11 protein-coding genes are annotated in these 13811 nt (G+C 66.0%); all 11 read left to right on the plus strand.

Features of this window, described 5'->3' with window-relative positions; translation table 11 throughout:
- The first annotated feature begins 30 nt into the window (after nt 1-30).
- The 11 genes from rseP (at nt 31) to carB (ending at nt 13808) form a co-directional block, all read left to right on the plus strand.
- Complete coding sequence (gene rseP, locus ACSFA2_RS15555; RefSeq protein WP_435456204.1) at nt 31-1410, plus strand: RIP metalloprotease RseP; 1380 nt, start codon at nt 31-33, stop codon at nt 1408-1410.
- 37 nt (nt 1411-1447) lie between these two features.
- Nucleotides 1448-3841, plus strand: a complete 2394-nt coding sequence (bamA, locus tag ACSFA2_RS15560; RefSeq protein WP_435456205.1) for an outer membrane protein assembly factor BamA — start codon at nt 1448-1450, stop codon at nt 3839-3841.
- A complete protein-coding gene (locus ACSFA2_RS15565; protein ID WP_435456206.1) occupies nt 3841-4380 on the plus strand; it encodes an OmpH/Skp family outer membrane protein in 540 nt (179 codons plus the stop codon). Before bamA ends, ACSFA2_RS15565 begins: the two co-directional genes overlap by 1 nt.
- A gap of 10 nt (nt 4381-4390) precedes the next feature.
- A complete protein-coding gene (gene lpxD, locus ACSFA2_RS15570; protein ID WP_435456207.1) occupies nt 4391-5368 on the plus strand; it encodes a UDP-3-O-(3-hydroxymyristoyl)glucosamine N-acyltransferase in 978 nt (325 codons plus the stop codon).
- A 7-nt stretch (nt 5369-5375) separates the two neighbouring features.
- Complete coding sequence (gene fabZ / locus ACSFA2_RS15575; RefSeq protein WP_286645766.1) at nt 5376-5825, plus strand: 3-hydroxyacyl-ACP dehydratase FabZ; 450 nt, start codon at nt 5376-5378, stop codon at nt 5823-5825.
- Between the two features lie 13 nt (nt 5826-5838).
- A complete protein-coding gene (gene lpxA, locus ACSFA2_RS15580) occupies nt 5839-6627 on the plus strand; it encodes an acyl-ACP--UDP-N-acetylglucosamine O-acyltransferase (protein WP_435456208.1) in 789 nt (262 codons plus the stop codon).
- Between the two features lie 11 nt (nt 6628-6638).
- A complete protein-coding gene (gene lpxB / locus ACSFA2_RS15585) occupies nt 6639-7787 on the plus strand; it encodes a lipid-A-disaccharide synthase (RefSeq protein ID WP_435456209.1) in 1149 nt (382 codons plus the stop codon).
- Complete coding sequence (gene rnhB, locus ACSFA2_RS15590) at nt 7759-8481, plus strand: ribonuclease HII (protein ID WP_435456210.1); 723 nt, start codon at nt 7759-7761, stop codon at nt 8479-8481. Before lpxB ends, rnhB begins: the two co-directional genes overlap by 29 nt.
- A complete protein-coding gene (locus ACSFA2_RS15595) occupies nt 8478-9257 on the plus strand; it encodes a TrmH family RNA methyltransferase (RefSeq protein WP_435456211.1) in 780 nt (259 codons plus the stop codon). The genes rnhB and ACSFA2_RS15595 overlap by 4 nt, the downstream gene beginning before the upstream one ends.
- 146 nt (nt 9258-9403) lie before the next feature.
- Nucleotides 9404-10588 (plus strand): glutamine-hydrolyzing carbamoyl-phosphate synthase small subunit, encoded by a 1185-nt coding sequence (gene carA / locus ACSFA2_RS15600; protein WP_435456212.1) that lies wholly within the window; start codon nt 9404-9406, stop codon nt 10586-10588.
- Nucleotides 10581-13808, plus strand: coding sequence for a carbamoyl-phosphate synthase large subunit (gene carB / locus ACSFA2_RS15605; RefSeq protein ID WP_435456213.1), 3228 nt, complete (start codon nt 10581-10583; stop codon nt 13806-13808). The genes carA and carB overlap by 8 nt, the downstream gene beginning before the upstream one ends.
- Nucleotides 13809-13811 lie beyond the last annotated feature (3 nt).

Consider the following 13811-nt stretch of genomic DNA (forward strand, 5'->3'; position numbering starts at 1 on the left):
TCTTCCTTCACGCTCACCAGGGAGTCCCCGATGCTCACGGTTCTTGCCTTCATCGTCGCGCTGGGCGTGCTGATCGCCGTGCACGAATACGGCCACTACCGTGTGGCGGTGGCCTGCGGCGTCAAGGTGCTGCGCTTCTCGGTCGGCTTCGGCCACACGCTGTTCCGCTGGAAGCCCAAGCGTCAGCGGCCGGGCCAGGACACGGAATTCGTCATCGGCGCCTTCCCGCTGGGCGGCTACGTTCGCATGCTCGACGAGCGCGAAGCGCCGGTGCCGCCGGAAGAGCGCCATCTCGCTTTCAACACCCAGCCGCTGCGTTCGCGCGCGGCCATCGTTGCCGCAGGGCCGCTGGCCAACCTGCTGCTCGCAGTGGCGCTGTATGCCGTGGTCAACTGGATCGGCGTGCAGGAACCGGCCGCCGTGCTGGGGCGACCAGTGGCGGCATCGCTGGCCGAGCAGGCCGGCCTGCGGGGCGGTGAGCAGATCACGCGCGCGGGTTTCGACGGCGAGCTCGCACCGGTGGCGTCGTTCGAGGACCTGCGCTGGCGCATGACCCGCGGTGCACTCGACGGCCGCGACCTCACGATGGAGGTGGCGGGCGAGGGCGGTCGTCCGGCGCGCACGCTCGTGCTGCCGCTCGGCCGTCTCGACGCGAAGGATGCCGATGCCCAACTGTTCCGCAAGATCGGCGTGATCTCGCCGTTGACGCGGCCGGAGCTGGGCGAGCTGGTCGCCGGCGGGCCGGCGGAGCGGTCAGGGCTGCGCCAGGGCGACCTGGTGCGTGCCGTGGGGGCCACGGCGGTGGTCGACGGTCAGCAGTTGCGCGAACTCATCCGGGCTTCGGTCGACGGCGCGCAACCACGGACCCAGTCCTGGCAGATCGTTCGTGCGGGGCGCGAAATGGCCATCGACGTGACGCCCGAGGTCCGCGAAGACAACGGCGCGATGGTCGGGCGCATCGCCGCCTACGTGGGCGCACCGCCGGTCATGCTGACCGTGCGGCAGGGCCCGGTCGAGGGGCTGTGGCGCGGCGTCGTGCGCACCTGGGAGGTCTCGGCGCTCACGGTGCGCATGATGGGCAAGATGGTGATCGGCGAAGCGTCGCTCAAGAACCTGAGCGGGCCGCTCACGATCGCCGACTACGCCGGCAAATCCGCCAGTCTTGGATTCACCCAGTACCTGGTGTTCCTGGCGCTCATCAGCGTGAGCCTCGGCGTGCTGAACCTCATGCCGCTGCCGGTCCTCGATGGGGGACACCTGATGTATTATCTTTGGGAAGGCCTGACCGGCAGAAGCGTGTCCGATGCGTGGATGGAACGGCTTCAGCGGGGAGGGGTGGCGTTGTTGCTCGTGATGATGTCCATCGCACTTTTCAACGACGTCAACCGGCTCTTCGGGCTCTTTGGTTAACTCTCGCCGGCCCTTCGTGCGCCGGAGCAACTCACTCATGAACACTTCAAACAGTCGCTTCCGTCTGCGCAGCGTGGCCGCGCTCATCGCCAGCACGCTCGCTGCCACGGCAGCCTGGGCCATCGAACCCTTCACCGTTCGCGACATCCGGGTCGAAGGCCTGCAGCGCGTCGAGCCGGGGACGATCTTCGCCTCGCTGCCGCTGCGCGTGGGCGACACCTACAACGACGAACGTGGCTCGGCCGCGATCCGTGCGCTGTTCGAACTGGGGCTGTTCAAAGACGTGCGGCTGGACGTCAACGGCGGCGTGCTGGTGGTGATCGTCGAAGAGCGCCCCACGGTGGCCGATGTCGACTTCGTCGGTACCAAGGAGTTCGACAAGGCTGCGCTCCTGAAGGCACTGCGCGAAGTGGGCCTGGCCGACGGCCGACCCTACGACAAGGCGCTGACCGACCGCGCCGAGCAGGAGCTCAAGCGCCAGTACGTGAGCCGCAGCCTCTACAACGCCGAGGTGGTGACGACGGTCACGCCGATCGAGCGCAACCGGGTGAACCTGTCCTTCACCGTGACCGAAGGCGAATCGGCACGCATCCGCGAGGTGCGTGTGGTGGGCAGCAAAGCCTTCAGCGAATCGACACTGCTCGGTCTGTTCGACCAGGACAGCGGTGGCTGGATGAGCTGGTACACCAAGTCGAACCAGTACTCGCGCGCCAAGCTCAACGCCGACCTCGAGACGCTGCGGTCGTACTACCTGACACGCGGCTACCTCGAGTTCCGCATCGATTCGACCCAGGTCGCCATCTCGCCGGACCGGCAGGATCTGACCGTGACCGTCAACATCACCGAAGGTGAGAAATTCGTCGTGTCGGGCGTGAAGCTGCAAGGCAACTACCTGGGTCGCGAAGAAGAATTCAAATCGCTGGTGACAATCAAGCCGGGCGAGCCCTACAACGGCGAACAGTTGACCGAAACGACCAAGGCGTTCACCGACTACTTCGGCACCTTCGGCTATGCCTTCGCGCGCGTCGAATCACAGCCCGAGATCGACCGGGTCAACAACCGCGTGCAACTCGTGCTTCAAGCCGAGCCGGCGCGCCGCGTTTACGTGCGCCGTGTCAGCGTCGGCGGCAACAACAAGACGCGCGACGAGGTCATCCGCCGCGAGTTCCGCCAGTACGAGGCGTCCTGGTACGACGGTGACAAGATCAAACTGTCGCGCGACCGCGTCGACCGCCTGGGTTTCTTCACCGACGTGAACGTCGAAACCCAGGAAGTGGCGGGCTCGCCCGATCAGGTCGATCTGACCGTCACCGTTGCCGAAAAGCCCACGGGTTCGCTGCAGCTGGGCGCCGGCTTCTCCAGTGCGGAAAAGGTGTCGCTGACTTTCGGCATTTCGCAAGAAAACGTGTTCGGATCGGGCAACTTTCTGGGTGTGCAGGTGAACACCAGCAAGTACTACCGCACCATCTCGTTGACTGCCACCGACCCGTACTTCACATCGGACGGCATCTCCCGCACCTTCAGCCTCTTTCATCAGACCACACGCCCCTATTACGATCGTGACGGGGACTACAAGTTGGTGAGCGAAGGTGGCAGCATCAAGTTCGGCGTGCCGTTCAGCGAAGTCGACACCGTGTTCTTTGGCGTGGGCCTGGAACGCTTCACGTTCCAGCCTGGGTCGACGTTCGCAGGCGCTACGCCGCAGGCCTACCGCGACTACTTCAACTGCAATTTCGACGCCGCCAGCAACACCATCACTGGTTGCGCTGACGACAGCAAGTGGGGGATTCCGGTGACGATCGGCTGGGCGCGGGATGATCGCGACAGCGCGCTCGTTCCCACAAAGGGTCGTGTGCAGCGTGCCAACGTGGAGTGGGGCGCCGGCGGGGACTTGAAGTACCTCAAGAGCAGCTACCAATACCAGCAGTATTTCCCGCTCAGCAAACAGTACACGCTGGCCCTCAACGGCGAAGTCGGCTACGCCAAGGCGCTGGGCGGCAGTACCTATCCGATCTTCAAGAATTTCTATGCCGGTGGCTTGGGATCGATCCGCGGCTTCGAGCAGAACTCGCTCGGACCCCGCGATGCGGTGACCGAAGCGGCACTGGGCGGCACCAAGAAGGCCATCTTCAACGCCGAACTGAGCACGCCGTTCCCGGGCGCTGGCAACGATCGCACGCTGCGCCTCTATGGGTTCTTCGACGCTGGCAACGTGTTCAGCGATCGCAGCACGCAAACCGATGCACAGTGGGCGGCCCAGAAGAAAATCCGTGCGTCCGTCGGCCTGGGCATCAGCTGGATTTCGCCGCTCGGACCGCTGCGCGTCGCCTATGCCAAGCCGGTACGTTCCCAGAAGGAAGAGGACGCGGCGGCCGGCGTCTACAAGGATAGAATGCAGAGCTTCCAATTCCAGATCGGTACCTCTTTCTGATGAACCATTCGTACCGCGCCGTCGGCGCGCTGCTGCTTTCCGTGGTCGCTTCGTTTGCCGTGCAGGCCCAGGAAAGCTTTCGCATCGGCTTCGTCAACCCCGATCGCGTGCTGCGCGAAGCGCAGCCCGCGAAGGCTGCGCAGGCCAAGCTGGAATCGGAATTCCAGAAGCGCGAACGCGACCTGACAGCACAAGGCGATGCGCTCAAGGCGGCATCGGAGAAGTTCGAACGCGAAGCGCCGACGCTGCCCGAGAGTCAGCGCACGCAGCGTCAACGTACGCTGGTCGACCAGGACCGTGAATTCCAGCGCAAGCGTCGCGAGTTCCAGGAAGACCTCAACGCCCGCAAGAACGAGGAGCTGCAGCAGGTCTACGACCGTGCCAACCGCGTGGTCAAGCAGGTGGCCGAAGCCGAGAAGTACGACGCGATCCTGCAGGAAGCGATCTACATCAATCCGAAGCACGACATCACCGAGAAGGTGATCAAGGCGCTGAACGCTTCTTCCGCTGCGCCGGCCGCCACCAACGGCGGCAAGTAGCCGCATTCGCGTGGCGTTGCGGCTCGGAGCCATCGTCGATACCCTCGGGGGCGAGCTCACCGGCGACCGCGAGACCTGCATCGAGCGGCTGGCGCCCCTGCAGTCTGCCAGTGGCGACGCGCTCAGCTTCCTGAGCCATCCCAAGTACCGCAAGGAACTGGCGGCTTCCCTTGCAGCTTGCGTGATCGTATCGCCCGCCATGCGCGAGGTCGCAGCCGCACGCGGCGCCTTCATCGTCACGCCCGACCCTTACCTTTACTTTGCGCGCCTGACGCAGCTCTGGAAGAAGGCGCATGCGCGTCCAGAGCCGGTCCAGGTGCATCCCAGTGCGGTGATCCACGCCGAAGCCGTGGTTCACCCGAGCGCGTCGATCGGCGCGCTGTGCGTGATCGAGCGGGGCGCCCGCATCGGCGCCGATACCGTGCTGAAGTCGCGCGTGACGGTCAGCGAGGATTGCCACATCGGTGCGCGCTGCCTGTTGCACCCTGGCGTGGTTATCGGTGCCGATGGCTTTGGCCTGGCGCCACACGACGGCGCATGGGTCAAGATCGAGCAGCTCGGGGCGGTGCACATCGGGGACGACGTCGAGATCGGCGCCAACACCTGCATCGACCGCGGGGCCTTGGAGGACACGGTCATCGAGGACGGCGTGAAGCTCGACAACCTGATTCAGATCGGCCACAACGTGCGCATCGGCAAGCACACGGCCATGGCCGGATGCGTCGGCGTGGCGGGGAGTGCCGTGATCGGCGCCCATTGCACCGTGGGTGGCGGGGCGATCGTGCTCGGTCACCTGACACTGGCCGACGGCGTGCACATCTCGGCGGCCACGGTGGTCACGCGATCGATCCTCAAGCCCGGGCAGTACACGGGTGTGTTTCCCATCGACGACAATGCCGCCTGGGAAAAAAATGCTGCCACGCTGAAGCAACTGCACGGTCTGCGTGATCGGCTGAAGGCGCTGGAAAAAAAAGACGACGCAGGATAGAAAAATTATGACGACGACGCTCGATATCCACCAGATTCTCAAACTGCTTCCACACCGCTACCCCTTTCTTCTGGTGGACCGCGTGCTCGACATGGAAAAGGGCAAGCGCATCACGGCACTGAAGAACGTGACCATGAACGAGCCCTTTTTCAACGGCCACTTTCCGCACCGCCCGGTGATGCCTGGCGTGTTGATGCTCGAAGCGATGGCGCAGGCGGCGGCGCTGTTGTCCTTCAAGTCACTCGACATCGTGCCCGACGACAACACGGTCTATTACTTCGCTGCCATCGACGGCGCCCGCTTCAAGCGGCCGGTCGAGCCCGGCGACCAGCTCACGCTGGAAGTCGAGATCGAACGCATGAAGGCCGGTATCTCCAAGTTCAAGGGCCGCGCGCTGGTCGGCAGCGAGCTCGCCTGCGAGGCGACGCTCATGTGCGCCATGCGCCAGATCAACTGAGGTGCCGCAGGGGATGACGCAGGTTCACCCGACGGCGATCGTCGACCCGAAGGCCGAGCTCGACGCGTCCGTCGTGGTCGGGCCGTACGCGGTCATTGGTCCGTCCGTGCGGATCGGCGCCGGCACCACCATCGGCGCGCACTGCGTCGTGGAGGGCCGCACGACCATCGGCCGCGACAACCGGGTCTTCCAGTTCGCGTCGCTGGGTGCCGCGCCGCAGGACAAGAAATATGCGGGTGAACCGACCGAACTGGTGATCGGCGACCGCAACACGATCCGCGAGTTCTGCACCTTCAACCTCGGCACTGTCCAGGATGGCGGCGTGACCCGCATCGGCGACGACAACTGGATCATGGCTTATGTGCACATCGCGCACGACTGCCAGGTCGGCAACCAGGTGACGATGGCCAACAACGCCACGCTCGCCGGGCACGTGGAGGTGGGCGATTGGGCCACGGTCGGCGGCCTCACGGGCGTGCTGCAGCGCATGCGCATCGGCGCCCACGCGATGATCGGTTTCGCCAGCCACGTGGGCAAGGATGTCCCGCCCTTCATGGTGGTCGACGGCAACCCCTTGGCCGTGCGCGGCGTGAACCTGGTGGGACTGCGCCGTCGCGACTTCTCGACCGGCCGCATCGCCGCCATCCGCGAGATGCACAAGCTGATCTATCGGCAGGGCAAGACGCTGGAAGAGGCGCGCGCCGCCATCGCCGCGTTGGCCGCCCAGGCGCCGGAGGCAGCCGCGGATGCGACGCTGATGGACACCTTCCTCGCCACCTCCGCCAGCGGCATCGCGCGCTGAGCGAGCACGGCATGGTCGACGCAGCAACGCGGCAGTTCGCGATGGTCGCCGGCGAGCCTTCGGGCGATCTGCTGGCCGGCCTCCTGCTCGACGGACTGCGTGCGCGCTGGCCCGGCATGCAGGCAGCCGGTATCGGCGGCCCGCAGATGCTGGCGCGTGGCTTCGAAAGCTGGTGGCCGCAGGAGAAACTGGCGGTGCGCGGCTACATCGAAGTGCTGCGCCACTACGCTGAGATCGCGGGCATCCGGCGCCAGTTGAAGTCGCGGCTGCTGCGCGACTGGGCCGATCTCTTCATCGGCATCGACGCGCCCGATTTCAACCTCGACCTGGAAGCCGGGCTGCGCAGTCGCGGCATGAAGACGGTGCATTTCATCTGCCCGTCGATCTGGGCCTGGCGCGCCGACCGGATCGAGAAGATCCGCGCCGCCGCCGACCACGTGCTGTGCATCTTTCCGTTCGAGCCCGCACTGCTGGCGGAGCAGGGCGTGTCGGCGAGCTACGTGGGCCATCCGCTGGCCAACGTGATCCCGATGCAGCCGGACCGCCTGGCCGCGCGGATGGCGCTCGACCTCGACCCGGCGGCGCGCGTGGTGGCGCTGCTGCCCGGCAGCCGGCGCTCCGAAGTGCGCTACCTCGCGTCGCGCTTCTTCCAGGCGGCGGCGCTGATGCATCGGCTGCAGCCGGACATCCGTTTCATCGCGCCGGTCATCCCGGGCCTGCGCGCCGAGGTCGAGGAAGCGCTCAAGGCCAGCGGCATGGCGGGCCAGGTTCGGCTGCTCGACGGCCTTTCGCACGCCGCGCTGGCGGCCTGCGATGCGACGCTGATCGCCAGCGGCACGGCCACGCTCGAGGCGGCGCTCTTCAAGCGGCCGATGGTCATCGCCTACAACATGAACCGCGTGTCGTGGCACCTCATGCACCGGCAGCAGCTGCAGCCGTGGGTCGGCCTGCCGAACATCCTGTGCAACGACTTCGTGGTGCCCGAACTGCTGCAGGAGGCCGCGACACCGCAGGCGCTGGCCGACGCCACCTTGCAATGGTTGGCCGAGCCGGCCAAAGTGGAGGCCCTGCAACACCGTTTCACCGCGCTGCACGCTGAACTGCTGCGCGACACCCCGACCCTTTGCGCCGATGCGATCGAGCAAGTTCTTGAAGGCTGAGCAAGCCGCGCTGCTGTGGGACGCGCCCGGGCTGCTGGCCGGCGTGGACGAGGCCGGCCGCGGCCCGCTCGCCGGTCCGGTCGTGGCGGCGGCCGTCATCCTCGACGACCGCCGGCCGATCCGCGGTCTGGCTGATTCCAAGACGCTGACGGCCCTCCAGCGCGAGCGGCTCCATGATCAGATCCTCGCCCAGGCGCTGTGCTGCTCGGTGGCGCACGCCACGGTGGAAGAGATCGACACGCACAACATCCTGCAGGCGACCATGATCGCGATGCGGCGCGCGGTCGAGGGCCTGCGGCTGAAGCCGGCCAAGGTGCTGGTCGACGGCAACCGGTTGCCGACGCTCGACGTGCTGGCCGAGGCCATCGTCAAGGGCGATGCGCGGGTCAAGGCCATTTCGGCGGCGTCGATCCTGGCCAAGGTGCACCGCGACCGACTCTGCGAGGAACTGCACCTGGAGTTTCCGCACTACGGCTTCGCCGGCCACAAGGGCTATGGCACGCCGGAGCATCTCGAAGCACTGAGGCGTCACGGCGCCTGCGTGCATCACCGGCGTTCCTTCTCTCCGGTCGCGGTAGCGCTCGCGCGTGCCGCAGCCATCGCATCGGCGCCGGCACCGATGGATGTGTCGGTGACCACGGTGCTTTACGGCGACGGCGTGCAACTGGCGGTCGACGTCCGGACCGGCTCATGAGCCAGCCCGAAACGAGCCACATCAGCTCGCGCGACAACCCGCTGCTCAAGGACCTGCGCAAGCTCGCGCAGGACCCCGGCGCCTACCGCAAGCTGGGCCGCGTCTGGCTGGAGGGCGACCACCTCTGCCGTGCAGCGCTGGTGCGCGGGGTGCGCCCCGCGCTGGGGGTCTTCGCCGAATCGTTCTGGCCACAGGCGCAGTTCGAATGGGCCAATGCCGCCGACAAGACCGTCGTCGTGGCCGATGCGCTGCTGGCGACCGCGAGCGGCCTGGAATCGCCGGCACCGATGGGCTTCGTGCTGCACCTGCCGATGCGCCCCGACCTGCAGTCCGATGCGCCGACGGTCGTGCTCGACCGCCTGCAGGACGCCGGCAACGTCGGCTCCGTGCTGCGCAGCGCCGCGGCCTTCGGCTTCACCCAGGTGGTGGCGCTCAAGGGCACGGCCGCGCTGTGGGCGCCCAAGGTGCTGCGCGCCGGCATGGGCGCGCACTTCGGCCTGCGGCTGATCGAAGGCGTGGACATCGACGTGCTCGACGGGCTGCAGGTGCCGCTGGTCGCCACCAGCTCGCACCAGGGCGGGTGGCTGCACAAGGCGGCGCTGCCGCATCCCTGCGCCTGGCTGATGGGCCATGAGGGGCAGGGGGTCTCGCCCGCGCTGGAGGCACGTGCGACGCACCACATTCGCATCGCCCAGCCCGGCGGCGAGGAGTCGCTCAACGTGGCGGCGGCAGCGGCGATCTGCCTTCACGCCAGCGCTGCAGCGGCCAAAAGCTGAGGGCGCGGCGGCTATAATCGGAGGCTTTCCCGCTCACACCCCGCCCACAGCGCACGCAAGCCTCACTTTCGACGAAAGCCGCAACCTTCCCATCGTGATGGGATGACTTGGTTTGCGCTTTGGGCGTCATCCATCCGGAGAACCCAGTGCTTTTGTCTCTTCAGGGAGCCTTCCCTCCCGCCATTCTGGCGCTCGCAGACGGCACGGTCTTTCTCGGCAACTCGATCGGAGCCACCGGCTCCACGGCCGGCGAAGTGGTGTTCAACACCGCCATGACCGGCTACCAGGAAATCCTCACCGACCCGAGCTACTGCCAGCAGATCGTGACGCTCACGTATCCGCACATCGGCAACTACGGCGTCAACGAGGAAGACGTCGAGGCCGACAAGATCCATGCTGCCGGGCTGATCATCAAGGATCTGCCGCTCATCGCGTCGAATTTCCGCCACACCGAGACGCTCAACCAATACCTGGTGCGCGGCAACACGGTCGCCATCGCCAACATCGACACCCGCAAGCTGACCCGCCATCTGCGCACCAACGGCGCGCAGAACGGTTGCATCCTGGGCCTGGCCGCTGGCGAGACGGTGTCGCAGGCGCTGACCGACAAGGCGATTGCCGCCGCCAAGGCCGCGCCCAGCATGGCCGGGCTCGACCTCGCCAAGGTCGTGTCGGTGCAACAGACCTACGAATGGAACCAGACCGAATGGAAGCTGGGCTCGGGCTACGGCGTGCAGATCACGCCGAAGTTCCACGTCGTTGCCTTCGACTACGGCGTCAAGAAGAACATCCTGCGCATGATCGCCCAGCGCGGCGCGCGCATCACGGTGGTGCCGGCGCAGACACCCGCGGCCGATGTGCTCAAGCTCAAGCCCGATGGCATCTTCCTGGCGAATGGCCCCGGTGACCCGGAGCCGTGCGACTACGCGATCAGCGCCGTCAAGGAATTGATCGAGACCGGCATCCCGACCTTCGGCATCTGCCTGGGCCACCAGATCATGGCGCTGGCCTCTGGCGCGAAGACCTTCAAGATGAAGTTCGGCCACCACGGCGCGAACCATCCGGTGAAGGACCTGGACAACGGCCGTGTGAGCATCACCAGCCAGAACCACGGTTTCGCGGTCGACGAGAAGTCGCTGCCCGCCACGCTGCGACCCACGCACATCAGCCTGTTCGACAACACGCTCCAGGGCCTGGCCCGCACCGACAAGCCGGCTTTCTGCTTCCAGGGGCACCCGGAAGCCTCGCCCGGCCCGCACGACATCGGCTACCTGTTCGATCGCTTCACGGCATTGATGGAAAAGCACAAAGCAGGAAACAAGAATGCCTAAGCGCACAGATCTCAAGAGCATCCTCATCATCGGCGCCGGCCCGATCATCATCGGCCAGGCCTGCGAGTTCGACTACTCCGGGGTGCAGGCCTGCAAGGCACTGCGCGAAGAGGGCTACAAGGTCATCCTGATCAACAGCAATCCCGCGACGATCATGACCGACCCGGCCACGGCCGACGTGACCTACATCGAGCCGATCACCTGGCAGACGGTCGAGAAGATCATCGCCAAGGAACGCCCCGACGCGATCCTGCCGACCATGGGCGGCCAGACCGCGCTGAACTGCGCGCTCGACCTGTGGCACCACGGCGTGCTCGACAAGTACAAGGTCGAGTTGATCGGCGCCAAGCCCGAAGCCATCGACAAGGCCGAGGACCGTCTGAAGTTCAAGGACGCGATGACCAAGATCGGCCTGGGTTCGGCGCGCTCGGGCATCGCCCACTCGATGGAAGAAGCCTGGACCGTGCAGAAGACGCTCGGCTTCCCGACCGTGATCCGCCCGAGCTTTACGCTGGGCGGCACCGGCGGCGGCATCGCCTACAACCCGGACGAGTTCGAGACCATCTGCAAGCGCGGCCTGGAAGCCTCGCCGACCAACGAGCTGCTGATCGAAGAGTCGCTGCTCGGCTGGAAGGAGTACGAGATGGAAGTGGTCCGCGACACGGCGGACAACTGCATCATCGTCTGCTCGATCGAGAACCTCGACCCGATGGGCGTGCACACCGGCGACTCGATCACGGTGGCGCCGGCGCAGACGCTCTCTGACAAGGAATACCAGATCCTGCGCAACGCGTCGCTGGCCGTGCTGCGTGAGATCGGCGTCGACACCGGCGGCTCGAACGTGCAGTTCTCGATCAACCCGAAGGACGGCCGCATGGTCGTCATCGAGATGAATCCGCGCGTGTCGCGCTCGTCGGCGCTGGCGTCGAAGGCCACCGGCTTCCCGATCGCCAAGGTCGCGGCCAAGCTCGCCGTGGGCTACACGCTCGACGAGCTGCGCAACGACATCACCGGCGGTGCCACGCCGGCATCGTTCGAACCGTCGATCGACTACGTGGTCACCAAGATCCCGCGTTTCGCCTTCGAGAAATTCCCGCAGGCCGACTCGCGCCTGACCACGCAGATGAAGTCGGTGGGCGAAGTGATGGCCATGGGCCGCACCTTCCAGGAATCGTTCCAGAAGGCCCTGCGCGGCCTCGAAGTGGGCGTCGACGGCCTGAACGAGAAGACGCAGGACCGGGAAGTGCTCGAAAAGGAGTTGGGCGAACCCGGCCCCGAGCGCATCTGGTACGTCGGCGACGCCTTCGCCATGGGCCTCTCCGTGGACGAGGTGTTCGCGTTGACCAAGATCGACCCGTGGTTCCTGGTGCAGATCGAGGAGATTGTGAAGATCGAGCTCGAACTGGAAACCAAGTCGCTCGACGAGATCGACAAGGACACGCTGCTCGCGCTCAAGAAGAAGGGCTTCTCCGACCGCCGCCTCGCGCGGCAGCTGAAGACCACCGACACCGCCATCCGCGAGAAGCGCCGCGCCCTGGGCGTGCGCCCGGTGTACAAGCGCGTGGACACCTGCGCGGCCGAGTTCGCGACCAACACGGCCTACATGTACTCGACGTATGAAGACGAGTGCGAAGCCGACCCGACCGACAAGAAAAAGATCATGGTGCTCGGCGGCGGCCCCAACCGCATCGGCCAGGGCATCGAGTTCGACTACTGCTGCGTGCATGCCGCGCTCGCCCTGCGCGAAGACGGCTACGAGACCATCATGGTCAACTGCAATCCGGAAACCGTGTCGACCGACTACGACACCAGCGACCGTCTGTACTTCGAGCCGCTGACCCTTGAGGACGTGCTCGAGATCGTCGACAAGGAAAAACCGCTCGGCGTGATCGTGCAGTACGGCGGCCAGACGCCGTTGAAGCTCGCACTCGACCTCGAAGCCAATGGCGTGCCGATCATCGGCACCTCGCCCGACATGATCGACGCGGCCGAAGACCGCGAGCGCTTCCAGCAACTGCTGCACACGCTGGGCCTGCGCCAGCCGCCGAACGCGACGGCCCGCGCCGAGCCCGAAGCGCTTGAGAAAGCCGCTGCACTCGGTTACCCATTGGTCGTGCGTCCGAGCTACGTGCTCGGCGGCCGTGCGATGGAGATCGTGCACGAGCAGCGCGACCTGGAGCGCTACATGCGCGAAGCCGTCAAGGTCAGCAACGACTCGCCGGTGCTGCTCGACCGCTTCCTGAACGACGCGGTCGAATGCGATGTCGACTGCATCCGCGACGCCGAAGGCGGGACGCTGATCGGCGGCGTGATGGAACACATCGAACAGGCCGGCGTGCACTCGGGCGACTCGGCCTGCTCGCTGCCGCCCTACAGCCTGAGCCAGGAGACCATCGGCGAACTCAAGCGCCAGAGCGCGGCGATGGCCGAAGCGCTGAACGTGGTCGGCCTGATGAATGTGCAGTTCGCGATCCAGCAGAAGGACGGCAAGGACGTCATCTACGTGCTCGAAGTGAACCCGCGGGCGTCGCGCACCGTGCCTTACGTGAGCAAGGCCACCGGCATCCAATTGGCCAAGGTCGCGGCACGTTGCATGGCGGGCCAGTCGCTGAAGTCGCAGGGCATGACCAAGGAAGTGACGCCACCGTACTTCAGCGTGAAGGAGGCGGTGTTCCCCTTCGTCAAGTTCCCGGGTGTGGACACCATCCTCGGCCCCGAGATGAAGTCGACCGGCGAAGTGATGGGCGTGGGCAAGACCTTCGGCGAAGCCTTCGTGAAGTCGCAACTGGGCGCCGGGACCATCCTGCCGAAGTCGGGCAAGGTCTTCATCTCGGTGAAGAACAACGACAAGGCGCGTGCGGTGGAAGTCGCGCGCGGCCTGGCCAAGCTGGGCTTCGAGCTGATCGCCACCAAAGGCACCTCGGCCGCCATCGCCGCCGCGGGCATCGCCTGCGCCACCGTGAACAAGGTGACCGAAGGCCGCCCGCACATCGTGGACATGATCAAGAACAACGAGATCGCCATGGTGATCAACACCGTCGAAGAGCGCCGCAATGCGATCACCGATTCGCGGTTGATCCGGACCTCGTCGCTGGCCGCGCGCGTGACCACCATCACCACCATCTTCGGTGCGGAGGCTGCCGTCGAAGGCATGCGCCACATGGACGAACTCAGCGTGATCTCGGTGCAGGAGATGCACGCCCAGCTGGCGCGGGCCTGAGGT

Source organism: Variovorax cryoconiti (assembly GCF_051216395.1).
In the GTDB taxonomy this organism is placed as follows: domain Bacteria; phylum Pseudomonadota; class Gammaproteobacteria; order Burkholderiales; family Burkholderiaceae_C; genus Variovorax.